The 14,398-nt window shown below is 68.8% G+C and carries 14 protein-coding genes; 5 read left to right on the forward strand and 9 right to left on the reverse strand.

Features of this window, described 5'->3' with window-relative positions; genetic code table 11:
• The first annotated feature begins 65 nt into the window (after positions 1 to 65).
• Positions 66 to 1,046 (forward strand): alpha/beta hydrolase, encoded by a 981-nt coding sequence (locus OHB24_RS22745; RefSeq protein ID WP_442913920.1) that lies wholly within the window; start codon positions 66 to 68, stop codon positions 1,044 to 1,046.
• Positions 1,047 to 1,139: 93 nt separating this feature from the next.
• Here OHB24_RS22745 and OHB24_RS22750 read toward each other — a convergent pair whose 3' ends face one another.
• Entirely contained in the window at positions 1,140 to 1,565 is a 426-nt protein-coding gene (locus OHB24_RS22750) for a MarR family winged helix-turn-helix transcriptional regulator (protein ID WP_327632821.1), read from the reverse strand.
• Positions 1,566 to 1,843: 278 nt separating this feature from the next.
• On the opposite strand from OHB24_RS22750, the gene OHB24_RS22755 reads away from it, so the two are divergent.
• Together OHB24_RS22755 and OHB24_RS22760 are read left to right on the forward strand one after the other, a co-directional pair.
• Positions 1,844 to 3,736, forward strand: coding sequence for an ABC transporter ATP-binding protein (locus OHB24_RS22755; protein ID WP_327632822.1), 1,893 nt, complete (start codon positions 1,844 to 1,846; stop codon positions 3,734 to 3,736).
• Between the two features lie 84 nt (positions 3,737 to 3,820).
• Positions 3,821 to 6,151 (forward strand): glycoside hydrolase family 95 protein, encoded by a 2,331-nt coding sequence (locus OHB24_RS22760; RefSeq protein ID WP_327632823.1) that lies wholly within the window; start codon positions 3,821 to 3,823, stop codon positions 6,149 to 6,151.
• Between the two features lie 17 nt (positions 6,152 to 6,168).
• On the opposite strand, the gene OHB24_RS22765 is transcribed toward OHB24_RS22760, so the two are convergent.
• Complete coding sequence (locus tag OHB24_RS22765) at positions 6,169 to 6,933, reverse strand: SDR family NAD(P)-dependent oxidoreductase (protein WP_327632824.1); 765 nt, start codon at positions 6,931 to 6,933, stop codon at positions 6,169 to 6,171.
• Between the two features lie 281 nt (positions 6,934 to 7,214).
• Positions 7,215 to 7,430, reverse strand: coding sequence for an antitoxin (locus tag OHB24_RS22770; RefSeq protein WP_327632825.1), 216 nt, complete (start codon positions 7,428 to 7,430; stop codon positions 7,215 to 7,217).
• A 175-nt stretch (positions 7,431 to 7,605) separates the two neighbouring features.
• Here OHB24_RS22770 and OHB24_RS22775 point away from each other — a divergent pair, with 175 nt between their 5' ends.
• Positions 7,606 to 7,884 (forward strand): hypothetical protein, encoded by a 279-nt coding sequence (locus OHB24_RS22775; protein ID WP_327632826.1) that lies wholly within the window; start codon positions 7,606 to 7,608, stop codon positions 7,882 to 7,884.
• Positions 7,884 to 9,485 carry an amidase gene (locus tag OHB24_RS22780; RefSeq protein ID WP_327632827.1) on the forward strand — a complete coding sequence of 534 codons (1,602 nt, stop codon included), beginning with the start codon at positions 7,884 to 7,886 and terminating at the stop codon, positions 9,483 to 9,485. The genes OHB24_RS22775 and OHB24_RS22780 overlap by 1 nt, the downstream gene beginning before the upstream one ends.
• On the opposite strand, the gene OHB24_RS22785 is transcribed toward OHB24_RS22780, so the two are convergent.
• The 6 genes from OHB24_RS22785 to sigK all read right to left on the reverse strand — a co-directional run bounded on the left by OHB24_RS22785 (position 9,475) and on the right by sigK (position 14,398).
• Positions 9,475 to 10,230: an isocitrate lyase/PEP mutase family protein gene (locus tag OHB24_RS22785; RefSeq protein WP_327632828.1), complete on the reverse strand. Its 756-nt coding sequence runs from the start codon at positions 10,228 to 10,230 to the stop codon at positions 9,475 to 9,477. The two genes, OHB24_RS22780 and OHB24_RS22785, sit on opposite strands and share 11 nt — an antisense overlap.
• Positions 10,230 to 11,180, reverse strand: a complete 951-nt coding sequence (locus OHB24_RS22790) for a sigma-70 family RNA polymerase sigma factor (protein ID WP_327632829.1) — start codon at positions 11,178 to 11,180, stop codon at positions 10,230 to 10,232. The genes OHB24_RS22785 and OHB24_RS22790 overlap by 1 nt, the downstream gene beginning before the upstream one ends.
• The gene (locus OHB24_RS22795; RefSeq protein WP_327632830.1) at positions 11,177 to 12,538 is read right to left on the reverse strand and encodes a DHA2 family efflux MFS transporter permease subunit; all 1,362 of its coding nucleotides are present in this window, start codon (positions 12,536 to 12,538) and stop codon (positions 11,177 to 11,179) included. The genes OHB24_RS22790 and OHB24_RS22795 overlap by 4 nt, the downstream gene beginning before the upstream one ends.
• A gap of 85 nt (positions 12,539 to 12,623) precedes the next feature.
• The gene (locus OHB24_RS22800) at positions 12,624 to 13,064 is read right to left on the reverse strand and encodes a PaaI family thioesterase (protein ID WP_327632831.1); all 441 of its coding nucleotides are present in this window, start codon (positions 13,062 to 13,064) and stop codon (positions 12,624 to 12,626) included.
• Positions 13,065 to 13,076: 12 nt separating this feature from the next.
• Positions 13,077 to 13,790, reverse strand: coding sequence for an anti-sigma factor (locus OHB24_RS22805; protein ID WP_327632832.1), 714 nt, complete (start codon positions 13,788 to 13,790; stop codon positions 13,077 to 13,079).
• Positions 13,787 to 14,398: an ECF RNA polymerase sigma factor SigK gene (gene sigK, locus OHB24_RS22810; protein ID WP_327632833.1), complete on the reverse strand. Its 612-nt coding sequence runs from the start codon at positions 14,396 to 14,398 to the stop codon at positions 13,787 to 13,789. The genes OHB24_RS22805 and sigK overlap by 4 nt, the downstream gene beginning before the upstream one ends.

Consider the following 14,398-nt stretch of genomic DNA (forward strand, 5'->3'; position numbering starts at 1 on the left):
ACTAACTTAGATCAACACCGTCACCGACGGTGATTGTTCTGTCCCTCACTTCTCAGGAGATCATGGTGAGCGCACCTCGCCCCACCCGGCGCACGATGCTGAAGGCCGCCGGCGGGCTGACCGTCGCCGCCGGCCTCGGCGCCGGCACCATTCTGGCCACCTCCGTCGCCGCGAGTGCGGCCGACGACGGATTCGGCCTGCACATCACCGAGCGGAACGAAGACGATCCGCGGATGTGGTACTACCGCTTCCAGACCGACGCGATCGGCTGGGCCCCGGCCGTGAACGTCCTGCTGCCGAGTGACTATCACACCAGCGGGCGCACCTACCCGGTGCTGTACCTGCTGCACGGCGGCAACCAGGACTTCAGGGCGTTCGACCCCCTCGGCATCCGCGACTGGACCGCGGGCAAGCCGATGATCGTGGTGATGCCGGACGGCGGCAAGGCCGGCTGGTACTCCAACCCGGTCAGCTCCAACACCGGCCCGCGCAACTGGGAGAGCTTCCACATCAACCAGCTGGTGCCGTGGATCGACGCCAACTTCCGCACGCACGCCGAGTTCGCCGGCCGTGCCGTCGCGGGCTTCTCGATGGGCGGCTTCGGCGCGCTCAAGTACACGGCGAAGTACTACGGCCACTTCGCCTCCGTCAGCTCGCACTCCGGCCCGGCGAGCGTCCGCCGCGACGCGGGCCTGGTCGTGCACTGGGCGAACGTGTCCTCCGCGGCCGTCGACCTGGCCGGCGGCACGATCTACGGCGCCCCGGCGTGGGACGAGAAACGCGTCACCGCCGACAACCCGATGGAGAACCTCGAGCGCTACCGCGGCAAGCGCATCTTCCTGGTCGCCGGCACCAGCCCGAGCCCCGACCCGTTCGACTACGCCAACGAAACCCAGGTCCTGGCCGGCCAACGCGAGTTCCGCGCCGCCCTGGACAAGGCCAACATCCCCTTCACCGCCTACGAAGACCCAGGCGGCCACATGGTCCGCCCCAACCGAGTCATCGAAGACCTCGACGGCATCATCGCCCACCTGAAGAAGGCGTGATCTCGGACCGCCACGCAGGCAGAACCCACCCAAAGCGCCGTTCGCACGTCGAAAAGGCGACTTACGCCTGCGTGGCGGTTCGCCCCACCCCGCTCACTCCTCGGCGAGGCGCTGGAGGAGTGCGGCGAGGGTTTGTTGTTCGGCTGCGGTCAGGCGCGCGAGTTGGCTGACCATCACGTCGCGGCGTTTCTCGCGGAGGGTGGCCAGGACTTTCAGGCCGTCAGGGGTGAGATAGACGAGGGTGGCGCGACGGTCGTGGGGGTCCGGCTGTCGCGCGACCAGCCCGGCCGCCTCCAGGTCATCCACGACCGACGTCGCCGATCGCGGCACGATGCCCAGTTGAGCCGCCAGTTCGCTCAGCCGCAGCAGCCGGTCCGCGCGATCGAGCGTCCGCAGTACGCGGAACTGCCCGTGCGTGACGCTCTCGCCGAACCCCTCCCGAGAGGCCCGCCGCTGCCGGCGAACGATCCCGTCCATCAGGCCGGCAATCTGCTCCGCAGCATCCTCGGGATCAGGCATGCCCAGAGCCTAGGCCCTGTCTGGTGGTCCAGCGCCTACTGCGGGGCACTCGGCACGGCACCTCGCCGCACGGGTGCAAAGGCCACGATGCTCCGCATCGAGACCTTCGCCCCCGCACGCCGATGCACCGCACCGAGCACCTCCTCGCTACGGCGCTGGACCACCAGACAGGACCTATCGGACCGCTCGCGCCCGCGGGGAACAAAACGCCATCTTGTGAGGTTAGCTCATAGTGAGTTAACCTCAGTATGTTTTGATCCCTGACTGGAAGGAACTGCATGTCGCAGATTTCCGGACTTCCGGGTGGGGGAGGGGGCGGCGGCCGCGCGATGCGTTCGCTGTTGAAGGACTCCTCTGTCCGGCATCACAAGTTGTCGGCGGGCACGCTCCGCCGGATCCTCGGGTTCGCCCGTCCGTACCGCGGCCATCTGGCCGCCTTTCTCGGTTTCGTCGCGCTCGACGCCGCCACCGGCGCGGTCACCCCGCTGTTGTTCAAGGCGATCATCGACCGCGGCATCGTGCCGGGCCACGCCCAAGTGGTTGTCTGGCTCGCACTCGTCGTAGCGCTGCTCGCGGTCGTAAACAGTGCGATCACCCTCGTCGAACGCTGGTTCTCGTCGCGGATCGGCGAAGGACTCGTCTACGACCTCCGCACCGCCGTGTTCGACCACGTGCAGCAGCTTCCGGTCGCGTTCTTCAGCCGGACGCAGACCGGCGCGCTCATCCAGCGCCTCAACGGCGACGTGCTCGGCGCCCAGCAGGCGTTCACCTCCACGCTCTCCAACGTGGTCAGCAACCTGCTCAGCGTCACGCTCGTCCTCGTCGCGATGTTCGTGATGTCGTGGCAGATCACGCTGCTCGCCCTCGTCGTACTCCCGCTCTTCGTCATCCCCGCCCGGCTGCTCGCCGGAAAGTTGCGTACGGCGACAGCGGAGACGTACAAGCTGAACGCCACCATGGCGCAGACCATGACCGAGCGCTTCAATGTCGCCGGCGCGGTGCTCGCCAAGGTCTTCGGTCGCACCGAGGACGCCTCCCGCGACTTCGCCGGCAAGGCCGCCCGGGTCCGCGACATCGGCGTCACCACCTCGATGTACGCCGGGATCTTCCGCGTCTCGCTCACCTTGGTAGCAGCGCTCGCGGTCGCCCTCGTGTACGGCGTCGGCGGGGTCTTCGCCGTCGAAGGAGCGCTCGGGATCGGTACGGTCGTCGCGCTGACGGCGTACCTGAACCGTCTCTACGGGCCGCTCACCGCGCTCTCGAACATGCAGGTCGACATCATGACCACGCTGGTCAGCTTCGAGCGGGTGCTCGAGGTGCTCGACCTCCCGCCGATGGTTGCCGACCGCAAGGACGCGAAGACGCTCCCGCCGACCGCGGAGCCGTCGATCGAGTTCGACCACGTGTCGTTCCACTACCCGTCCGCCAAAGAGGTGTCGCTCGCCTCGCTCGAGTCGGTCGCGACGCTGTCGGCCGAGACCGGGGAAGAGGTCCTCAAGGACGTCACGTTCACCGTCGAGCCCGGTCAGCTGGTCGCCGTCGTCGGCCCGTCCGGCGCCGGCAAGTCCACGCTGTCCTCGCTCGTGTCCCGGATGTACGACGCCACTGGCGGCGCGGTCCTGGTCGGCGGTCACGACGTACGCGAAGTCACCCAGGCGTCGCTCCGGGCGGCGATCGGCGTGGTCACGCAGGACTCGCACATGTACCACGACACCATCCGCGCCAACCTGCAGCTCGCTCGCCCGGACGCGACCGACGACGAGCTGCACCAGGCTCTCGAGGCAGCGCAGATCGCGACGCTGGTCGACAGCCTGCCGGACGGTCTCGACACCGTGGTCGGCGATCGCGGATACCGGTTGTCGGGTGGTGAACGTCAGCGGCTCGCGATCGCGCGGCTGCTGCTCAAGTCCCCGTCGATCGTGATTCTCGACGAGGCGACCGCGCACCTCGACTCCGAGTCCGAGGCCGCCGTCCAGACCGCGCTCGCGAACGCGCTGGTCGGCCGTACGTCGCTCGTCATCGCGCACCGTCTCTCCACGATCCGCAACGCCGACGTCATCCTCGTCCTCGACGAGGGCCGCATCCAGCAACGCGGCACCCACGACGAACTCCTCGCAGAGGGCGGCCTGTACGCCGACCTCTACGCAACCCAGTTCGCCGAAGCCGCCTGACCCGAGACCCGCCGGGCCCGTTGGGGTGACCAGTAGTCGGACCCCCGGTCGCGGGAGAGGGGCCAGGCGGGGGAGGATCGCGGCATGAGAGATCGGATGACTGCGGCCGCCACCGAGTTGACGTACGACGCTCCCGCGGCGGACTGGCTGGAGGCGCTCCCGCTGGGCAACGGCCGGATCGGCGCGATGTGGTTCGGCGGCACCACGCAGGACCGGATCGCCCTGAACGACGAAACCTGCTGGTCCGGCAGCCCCGAGACAACCCGCCGCCTCGCAACTCCAATCGGTGAGGTTGGGGCGGGTGCGGTTGAGCGGGTTCGCGCCGCGCTGGCGGCGGAGGATGTGCGCGCGGCTGAGGAGCTTGCGCACGGGTTTCACAGCGGTCATTCGCAGGCGTATCTCCCGCTCGGCGACCTGCTGCTGGACTTCGAGTCCGTCGGTGCGGTCACGAACTACCGGCGCCGGCTCGACCTGGACACCGCGGTCGCCCGCGCCGAGTACCAGGTCGGCAGCGTCGAGGTCTCGCAGGAGGTCTTCGTCAGCGCCCCCGCACAGGTATTGGTCCTACGTCTGACCGCCACGCAGCCGCTCACGGTGACGCTCAGCCTCACCTCGCAGCTCCGCGCGACCACGCGGGCCGTCGGCGACAACGGGCTAGCACTGCTAGCCACCTGTCCGTCGTCCGTCGCCCCGCCCCACGGCAACGCCGCCGAGCCGATCCAGTACTCCGACGGCGACGACCACGGCATGAACGCGGCCGCCGTACTGCGTGCGCACACCGACGGCACCCTCACGCCGACGGACAGCCAACTGACCGTCAGCAACACCACGGAACTCCTGGTAGTCCTCTCCACAGCCACCGGCTACGAGGATCCCCACACCGCCCCAACCCGCACCCAGGACGAATGCCAGCAGACGGCGGATGCCGCAGCCAGCACCGCCCTCGCTCAGGCAGCCACGCTGCGCGACGAGCATGTCCGCGACTACCAAGGGCTGTTCCGTCGATCGGTGCTCACTCTTCCTACGGGTGCGGAGCTGACGACCGATCGGCGCCTGGTGGAGGCGGGGGACGATCCGGGGCTGGCCGCGCTGATCTACAACTTCGGGCGCTATCTGATGATCTCCAGCTCCCGCCCCGGAGGTCTGCCGACCAACCTGCAGGGGATCTGGAACGAGCACCTGCAGCCGCCGTGGAGCAGCAATTACACGGTCAACATCAACACCGAGATGAACTACTGGCCCGCCGAGACCACGTCCCTGTCCGAGTGCCACCAGCCCCTCCTCGACTACGTCCAACACCTCGCCCAAGCAGGACGCCGTACCGCCGAACACCTGTACGGCGCCAAGGGCTGGACCGCGCATCACAACGCCGACGCGTGGTGCTGGACCGCGCCTGTCGACGGCAATCCGAAGTGGTCGAACTGGCCGATGGCCGGCGTCTGGCTGTGCCGTCACCTCTGGGACCACTACGCCTTCACCGGCGACCGCGAGTACCTGAACGACGTCTGGCCAACCCTCCGAGGCGCCGCCGAGTTCGCACGGGACTGGCTGATCGAACTACCCGACGGCACGCTCGGCACCGCCCCCTCCACCTCACCGGAGAACGAGTACGTCGAAGACGGCAAACCCGCCTCGGTCACGACCTCGTCGACGATGGACCTGTCGCTGATCGCCGACCTGTTCGATCGCTGCGCGCAGACCGCCGCCGAGCTCAACCTCACCGACCCGCTGATCGCCGACCTGACGGCAGCCCGCAAGCGAATCCCCGACCCGAAGATCGGTAGCCAAGGGCAACTACAGGAGTGGCTGGCCGACCTGCCCGAGGCCGAGCCTCAGCACCGCCATACCTCTCACCTGATCGGCCTGCACCCCGGTGACCAGATCACCCCGGACGGTACGCCGGAACTCGCCGCGGCCGCCGCTCGCACGCTGGAGTTGCGTGGCGACAAGAGCACCGGCTGGTCGCTGGCCTGGCGAATCTCGTTGTGGGCAAGGCTCCGCGACGGCGCCGCCGCCCACCGGCTGGTCCGCGAACTACTCACCCCGGCCGCAGATTCCGGCACCGACTACGTGGGCGACGGTTCCGGCCTGTACCCGAACCTGTTCTGCGCGCACCCGCCGTTCCAGATCGACGGCAACTTCGGTGCGACCGCCGGGATCGCGGAGATGCTGCTGCAGAGCCACACCGACGAACTAGAGATCTTCCCGGCGCTCCCGGATGCGTGGTCCGAGGGCTCGATCACCGGTCTCCGGGCCCGCGGCGGCGTTCGCGTCGACCTCACCTGGTCCCCGGATGCGGCCAACGCCGTACTTACGGCCGACCGCGACACCACCGTCGTACTCCGGCACCGGGAACAGCGCGAGGAGGTGTCTCTCGCCGCCGGGGTTCCGCACACCTGGACAATCACCGGATGAGTGGCACCGACCGCCCTCTAGGTGACGTCGCGAACGTGCAGCACGGTTCCGCTGGGGAGGTCGCGGTCGAGCAGGGACCAGATCGTCCGCGCCACGGTCTCGGGCTTCGCAAGGTTGTCGAGGGCTTGCATTTCGCGGAAGCGGCCCGATATCGGCACCTCGTCGGGGCTGGCCGCTCGCAGTTCGGCCTGCATGTCGGTGTCGACGGAGCCGGGTGACACGGAGATGACCCGGCAACCAGGGCTTCGCCGCTGCTGCTCCAGCCCGACGGTACGCACCCACTGGTCGGTCGCTGCCTTGCCTGCGCAGTAGCTGGATTCGCCTTCGTGCGGTCGACTCGCTGCGCCGGACGACAGCATGATCAGGTGCTGCTCGCAGTCCCGTCCGGACACCGCGCTGAGGAACGACTGCCCGAGGACCTGTGCGGCCGCGGAGTTCAGCAGCACGTTGCGTGTGTACTGCTCGGTGTCGACGTGATCCGCCGAGCCGAGCGGTGTCAGCGTCCCTGCGTTGTGGACGAACACCACCAGGTCCGGGTCGCCGGCCTCGATCCGTTGCCGGAAGTCCTTTTCCACCACGGGCCACGACTCCGGGTCGGCGAGATCCACGGCGACGTGGTGCGCGCCCGGCGTACCGCCGCGCCGCGAGATGTCGACCAGCTCCGCGCTCTCGAACGGGATCGTCGCGGCCAGCGCAGCCCCCAGCCCCGCCGACGCACCAGAGATCCAGACCAGAATCCGCCGCAGCGGCGTCATCGGCTGCCCGTCTCCGAGCGCAGGCAAAAATCCAGCATCATGCAGTTCCCCCCTGCAGCCCAACACCCTTGGAGCTGAGCCTACGTCGCGCAGCCCGGAACGCGAACCCCTGCAGGCGTTTCTGACCGGGAGCGACCGTGTGGTAGCCGCCAGCATGCACGCGAACTGCCAGTCGGCACTCAGCGGACTCACAGGAAATTGGTTGCCAAAGGCATCAATCAAACGATGAAGCGATCGCGAGCAGACCGGCCCTGGGCGGCCGCGGTGAGGTCCGCGGCCGCCTGAGGGGCGTTCGGCTCAGAACTGACTCAGGACTGGTCGTCCGGGATGTCGTCGTTCTGGCCGTCGAGGTTGTCCAGCCGGTCCTTGGCCATGTCGGTGCCCTGGTCGATCTTGTCGCCGTACTTGCCGCCGGTCTTCTCGTCGGCGAACTCGCCGGCCTTGTCCAGGCCCTCGCTGACCTTGTCGCCGTGCTCGTCGACCAGATCGCCGGCCTTGTCCTTCATGTTGTCGAACATACCCATCGTGGTTTCCCCGTTCTCTCGATGGTTGCCTTCCGCTACCGACCGTCAGTACCCGATCCGGTCGATCCCACACACCCCGGGCGCCGCAACCTGGTGGTGATCCCCACGAAACCTGCCGAGTAGTTGAAGATGACATAACAGGCTGACAGGTTGCCGCCACGACCGGGAGGGACTCGTGAGTCTCAGTCAGCCCACCGACGCCGAACTGGACGTGATGATCAGGGCGCGTCTGGCTTCCATCGGAATCGACCTCGAACAGTTGCCGGCCGGAAGCGCACCGGATCCGGACACCGGGAGCCCGGGCCGTGACTCGGTGCTCGCCGGTCTGCGCAGCTTCATGCGTACGACGGTGCTCCCGTTGAGCTCGTACACGTTCGCTGCGGACGCCCGGCTCGCTCAGCAGGCCGCACCGCCGAAGCTGTACCCGTCCATCGACGTCGCCCGGGAGGCATGATGAGCGAGCCGCAGGACACCCAGGTCGATCGGCGATCGTTCCTGCACCGCGCGAGCGCGCTGGCCGCCGCCACCGCGGTCGGCTCGGTAGCACTGCCGGCCGTCGCGCATGCCGCCCCTGCGTCCACAGCGTCCACGGCGTCCACCGGTACGGCGACGTTGGTCGACGTACCGGCGAGATCGGTGGACGTCAGCGAGTTCACCATCGCCGAAGCCGCCACGTTGATCCGCAAGGGCAAGCTGAAGCCCGAACAGTTGGTGGAAGCTCATCTCGCGCGGATCACCGAGTTCGACTCGGCGTACCAGGCGTTCAACCTGGTGCTCGCCGACGAGGCCCTCCAACGTGCCCGGGCGCTCGGCCGGACCCGCGGCGGCGCGCTGCACGGTATCCCGCTGGCGATCAAGGACAACTACTACACGCGAGGCGTGACCACGACCGCGAACTCGTACCTGTTCGCCGACTTCGTGCCGCCCTTCGACGCGACCGCGGTACGCCGGCTGACCGCGGCCGGCGGGATCGTCCTCGGCAAGACCCAGATGGGGCCGCTGGCAACCACTCGGGCGACCACACCGGACGGCCGCATCACCACCGTGAACGCGTGGACGCCGAACGATCCCACCACGGACCCAGGCGGCTCGTCGTCCGGATCGGCGACCGCGGTCGCGGCTCGGCTCGCGACGTCGGCGGTCGGGACGCAGACCGGGGGATCGATCACCGCGCCATCGAACGCCCAGAATCTGACCGGACTGAAGCCCACCATGGGCCGGGTGTCTCTGCACGGCATCGTGCCGCTGAGCTACACGCGCGACCACCCGGGCCCGCTGGCGCGCGACGCGATGGACGCCGCGATCATGCTGACCGCGATGGCGGGCGAGGACCCGGAAGACCCAAGAACACAAGGGCTTCCGCCGGTTCCCAACCTCGTGACGGCCGCGACACCGATGCGACGGGGAAGGGCCCGTTGGCGGACCCGGATCGGCGTGATCCCCGGGTTCACCAGTGGTACGTCGGAGACCGCCGCCGCCCGTACGACGGCGCTCGACGTCCTCTCGGGGATCGAGGGACTGTCGGTCGTCGACGTGACCATGCCGGACGAGTGGGACCTGCTCACCAACGCGGCCTTCAACAACGTCCGGCTCCCCGAACGGAGCGAGCCGTTCCTCCCGATGCTCCAGTCAGACCTGCGCGGCTTCGGTGTGTCAGTGGTCGGCTGGTTGCAGGGCGCGTTGCTCGGAGCCAACGAGTTCCTGATCGGCCAGCGCGCCAAGGTGGTGCTGCTGGAGCGGGTCCTCGAGGACCTGTTCGAGCAGTGTGACGTCGTGGTGCAGACGTCTCCGACTCCGTTCGACGCGCTCGGACTTCCTGAGTTGGCGCTACCGATCGGATTCAGCGCGACCGGCGTACCGATCGGCACGATCCTCGGCGGCAAACCGTTCGGCGAGGACCGCCTGCTCTCCGTCGCCGCGGCCTACCAGGCCGTCACCGACTGGCACCACCGCCGCCCCGCGGATCCGACCGCGACCCCCGCCGCTCTGCGGTCTACTGAAAAGCAGGACCGCGGCCGAATCCACGCCGAGGAGGTACCCGACCTCATGCAGTGAACGGGTTGTGGTCCGCGGCGATCGCGGGCAGGAGCGCGTCGGCGAACTTCGCGTACAGGTGGCGCTGGAACATCGGGCCGAAGGTGACCCGAGCGACACCCTGCGCGGCGTAGTCCGCGACCGAGTTCGCGCCCTGCCCGTAGCCCGCGTTCACCGGTCCCGCGACCTCCTTGACCAGCGTCCCGAGCAGGTCGAGCTCGCCGACGCCGATCGGGTACACGCAGTCGGCGCCCGCGGCCAGATACCGCTGTCCGCGATCGATCGCGGTCCGCATCTGTTCGTCCGGCGTACCGGCCTTGCGGATCAACACGTCGATCCGGGCGTTGATCACCAGCGCGTCACCGGCCGCGGAGCGGACCGCGGCCAAGAAGTCCGCCTGCTCGCCGGCGTCGATCATCGACCCGGTCGCCGGATCGGAGTCCTCCAGGTTGAGGCCGACGGCACCGGTCGCGACGAAGCGTTCCACGAGTTCGCCCGGGGCCAGCCGGTACCCGCGTTCGAAGTCGACCGTGACCGGAACGGACACCGACTGCGCGATCCGCGCCGCACCAGCCAGTACTTCGTCGACCGGCGCATGCTCGCCGTCCTCGTACCCGAGGACCGCGGCCGTCGCGTTGCTGCTGGTCGCGACCGCGGCGAAGCCGGCCTCCTCGACCATGCGGGCCGATGCGGCGTCCCAGGCGTTCGGTACGACGAGCGGCGTGCCGGGGACATGCAGCCCCCGCAGAGTGGTTGCCAATGACATCAAGATCTCCCATGGATCAGGGGCAGCCCGAAGGCTGGGAACAAAGCAGGTTGGTGGAACGCGAGCACAGCCGAGATCGCGTCCTTCGTGCACGTCAGCACCTTGATCGAGTGCGCGTGGAACAGGTCGTCCGTGCCGCGGATGTAGAGCGCGAAGGCCGGCTGGCCGTTCGCCGACGTCTCGACCAGCACCCGCTGACCCGGACCTGGGCGCAGCTTCGCGTCGAGCAACCGCAGTACGTCGGTACGCCCGCTGAACCAGGTCGGGATCGGCGGCATCTCCCACCGCGCGTCCGCGCTGAACAGCCCTTCCAGTACGACGAGATCCTTGCTCTCCATCGCGGCCTGGAACTGGTCGAGCAACGCCCGCCGCAACGGCTCGTGCGGTTCGCTCAACTCGTCCTCACGCGGCCGCAACCGGGCGAGCTCGGCCCGTGCGCGCTGCAGTGAACTGTTCACCGCGGCGGTCGTTGTGTCGAGCAACGAGGCGACGTCCGCGGCCGGCCAGGTGAGCACCTCGCGCAGGATCAGTACGGCGCGTTGTCGCGGCGGAAGGTGCTGCATCGCCGCGACCATCGCCAGCCGGAGGCTCGCGCGATCGCCGACCACCGTCGCCGGATCGGCCCCGAGCAACTGGTCCGGGAACGGCTCCAGCCACGGCACCTCCAGGGCCTGGGCGTGCAGCTCGTCCGGATCGTTGCCCGGGGCACCCAGCGCCGACGGGACGACCCGCCGGCTGCTGTGCTGCAGGAGGTTCAGGCACACGTTCGTGGCGATCCGGTACAGCCAGGTCCGGACCGACGAACGGTGCTCGAAGTCCGCGTGACCACGCCAGGCGCGCAGATACGTCTCCTGAACCGCGTCCTCGGCGTCGTGCAGCGAACCGAGCATCCGGTAGCAGTGCGCGACCAGCTCGCCCCGATGCTGCGCAAACTCCTCCTCGAGATTCATCGGACTTGTTCCGCCTCCTTCGCCACCACGACATCGCCCGCAGGATCACCGCTACGACGGCGCGCCGCGATCGCCAGGCCCGAGACGGCCCCGAGCAACGACAGTACGCCGCCGCCCGCGAGGGCCCGGCTGAAGCCGTTGCCGGTGTAGCCGCCGGCCGCCGTGAACACCGATCCGAGGACGGCGACTCCGGCCGCGCCGCCGATCTGACGATTCATGCTGTAGATCCCGGACGCGATGCCGACGGCGTCCCGGGGCAGCGCCGCCATCGCCGCGCTCTGGGCCGCGGGCATCGCGAGCGAGATCCCGCACCCGGTGACGACCAGCGGCACGATCAGTTCCCAGTAGTGGTCCGCGCCGCGGCTGACCCAGAACATGCCCGCGGTCTGCAACGCCATACCGATCACGACCAGTGGACGCTCGCCGACACGGTCGACCAACCGACCGGCGATCGGGCCGACGATGAACAGCGTCGCCGTCCACGGCAGCAGTTGCAGACCGGCCTTGAACGGCGCCGATCCGAGCACGGCCTGCATGTACTGCGACAGGAAGAAGACCGCGCTGAACAACGCCGCGCTGAGGAAGAACCCGGCCGAGTTCGCCGCGGTGAACGTCCGGTTCCGGAAGAACTCCAACGGCACCATCGCATGGTCCGTACGCCGCTCCCACCACGCGAACGCCGCCAGCATCACGATCCCGATCGCGAAAGCTCCCAGTACTTCGGTACTCGTCCAGCCGGCCGACTCACCGCGCACCGTGCCCCAGACCAGGCCCAGTACGGCGAGGCTGATCAGCACCGCGCTGACCAGGTCCAAGCGTCGCGCCGGACCGGTGCTCTCCGGGATCTTCGTCAGCACCAACGCGATCGCGACCGCGCCGATCGGCACGTTGATCCAGAAAATCCACTGCCACGACAACCCCTCGGTGACCGCGCCGCCGATCAGCGGCCCACCGAGTACGGCGATCCCGGTCACGCCGCTGAACACGCCGATCGCCTGACCGCGCCGCTCCGGCGGGAACGCGGCCCCGAGCAGGCCCATCGCCAACGGCATCACCATCGCCGCGCCGACGCCCTGCACGGCCCGGGCCGCGATCAGGAACGGCAGCGTGGTCGCCACCGCGCACGCGACCGACGCGGCGGTGAAGAGCGCCAAACCGGCGGCATAGGTACGGCGTCGGCCCAGGCGGTCGCCGATCGCGGCGGCCGTCATCAGAAGCATCGCAAAACTCAGTCCATAGGCGTTGACCGTCCATTCCAGCTGCTCGGCGGTTGCGCCGAGGTCGCTGCGGATCGTCGTCAGCGCCGCGGCCACCACGAGGGTGTCCAGCGCCACGACGAACGATCCGAGGGAGGCCAAGCCCAAAACCCATCGTTGTTCACTAGTCACATCTGTACAGACCAGCGAGCCAACCCGAACTCATCGGTCCGATGAGAACATCTTTTCAGCGCTCGGGGCGGGCCTCGATCTGGATGAGGGTCTGCTGGCCTACGGCGACCAGCGTGCGGCGGTCGTCGGTGACCCCGAAGACGTCGAGGCGGCAGATCGTCAGGGTCCGGCCGGGCTTGATCACGGTGCCGACCGCTTCCAGCCGCTCGCCCTCGGCCGGTGCGAGCAGGTTGATCTTGAACTCGACCGTGAGTACTGAAGTACCTTCCGGGAAGAGTGTGAACGCGGCGTACCCGCCGGCGCTGTCCGCGATCGAGCTGGTCGCCCCCGCATGGAAGTACCCGTGCTGCTGCGTCACCTCAGGCCGGCTCGGCAGCACGATGTGCACCTCACCCGGCCCGATGTGGGCGATCCGCGCCCCGAGATGCGTCATCAACCCCTGACGCTCGAAACTCGCCAGGACCCGCTCGCGTACGTCGGCAGCCGCCTGCTCCATTCCGGGAGGCTACTAGGTCAGCGGAATCAGCGCGGACGCTGGGACCGTTGGCTTCGGGGATCCGCCGTCCGGCTCGACCGTGAGGCCGAACGTCGCCATGCCGGCGGTCGAACCGTCGATCACCTGGGTGAGGTCGCCGGTCGCGAGACCGACCGAGTGGGCGTTCTGCGCGGGGTCCATCATCCACAGCTGCCAGGTCCGGTTCGCGGGGAGCTTGGGCAGATCCCGCAGTACGATGACCGACTTGTCGGCCTTCGCGGACACGACGACCGTGGCCTGTCCGCCGCCCTGGACCGCCCCGTGAACGGTCCGCGCGTCGGGCTGCGAAAGTACGGCGGCCATTTGCCGGTTGGCCTGCTCCGCAGCGGTCCGGTCCCGGTACTGGTCGATCGCGATCCCGCCACTGGCGGCGACCACAGCTGCCGCGGCGGCCAGCGCCAGAACCGATCGACGACTGAAGCGCCGACGTACGGCGGGCTGACTGTGGACGGCCGGCGGGAGTTGGCGCACATGCTCGATCGCGGACATCACGTTCGCCTTGAGCGCGGGCGGCGGCGGGGTCGAGACCTGGGTGGCCAGCTTGACCGCGGCGGCGCGGAGTTCGTCGACCTCGGTGGTGCAGAAGGTGCATTCGGCGAGGTGGGCCTCGAAGCGGTCCCGTTCGTCGTCCGGCAGCGCGTCCAGCACGTACGGGCCGGTGAGGGTGTGCACGTCGGGTTCCGTCATGGCCGCTGCCCCTTCGTGGTTCCCAGGCAGTCGCGGAGGCGGATCAGTCCGTCGCGCATTCTCGCCTTGATGGTCGGAAGTTTGGCCCCGAGCTGCTGAGCGACCTCGGGGTACGTGTAGCCGTTGTAGTACGCGAGCTCGATGGACTCGCGTTGCAGGTCGGTCAGCGAGCCGAGGCATCGCCGTACCTGCTCCGCTTCGAGCCGAGTGGAGACGGTGTCGGCCACCTGGTCGAACGCGACGTCCGCGGACCGCGCGCCGACCTGCTCGGTGCGGTCGGCGGCGGCCTGTTCGGAGCGCACCCGGTCGACTGCGCGGCGGTGCGCGATCGTGAGGATCCAGGAGTGCGCCGAGCCGCGGTCGGCGTCGTACCGGGTCGCGGTGCGCCAGACGTCCAGCATGACCTCCTGGGTCACCTCTTCGGACTGGGCCGGGTTGCGGAGGATCCGGCGTACCAGACCGAACACCCACGGTGCGACCCGGTCGTAGAGCGCGCTGAACGCGGCCGTGTCACCGGTCGCGGTCAGCATCAGGAGGTCGCCGTCCGCGACCGCACCGGATCGCGAGTGCGATCCGGCGGGCCAGGGAAGCGCGGTTGGTTCGTTCAC

Origin of the sequence: Kribbella sp. NBC_00482, from assembly GCF_036013725.1 — a bacterium.
GTDB lineage: Bacteria > Actinomycetota > Actinomycetes > Propionibacteriales > Kribbellaceae > Kribbella.

What these genes read in the sequence shown, in the direction of transcription:
- OHB24_RS22785 (WP_327632828.1), bottom strand. Translation starts at nt 10,230, where the DNA reads ATGTCATTGGCAACCACTCTGCGGGGGCTGCATGTCCCCGGCACGCCG.
- OHB24_RS22780 (WP_327632827.1), top strand. Translation starts at nt 7,884, where the DNA reads ATGAGCGAGCCGCAGGACACCCAGGTCGATCGGCGATCGTTCCTGCAC.
- OHB24_RS22750 (WP_327632821.1), bottom strand. Translation starts at nt 1,565, where the DNA reads ATGCCTGATCCCGAGGATGCTGCGGAGCAGATTGCCGGCCTGATGGAC.
- OHB24_RS22805 (WP_327632832.1), bottom strand. Translation starts at nt 13,790, where the DNA reads ATGACGGAACCCGACGTGCACACCCTCACCGGCCCGTACGTGCTGGAC.
- OHB24_RS22800 (WP_327632831.1), bottom strand. Translation starts at nt 13,064, where the DNA reads ATGGAGCAGGCGGCTGCCGACGTACGCGAGCGGGTCCTGGCGAGTTTC.
- OHB24_RS22770 (WP_327632825.1), bottom strand. Translation starts at nt 7,430, where the DNA reads ATGGGTATGTTCGACAACATGAAGGACAAGGCCGGCGATCTGGTCGAC.
- OHB24_RS22790 (WP_327632829.1), bottom strand. Translation starts at nt 11,180, where the DNA reads ATGAATCTCGAGGAGGAGTTTGCGCAGCATCGGGGCGAGCTGGTCGCG.
- OHB24_RS22760 (WP_327632823.1), top strand. Translation starts at nt 3,821, where the DNA reads ATGAGAGATCGGATGACTGCGGCCGCCACCGAGTTGACGTACGACGCT.
- OHB24_RS22755 (WP_327632822.1), top strand. Translation starts at nt 1,844, where the DNA reads ATGTCGCAGATTTCCGGACTTCCGGGTGGGGGAGGGGGCGGCGGCCGC.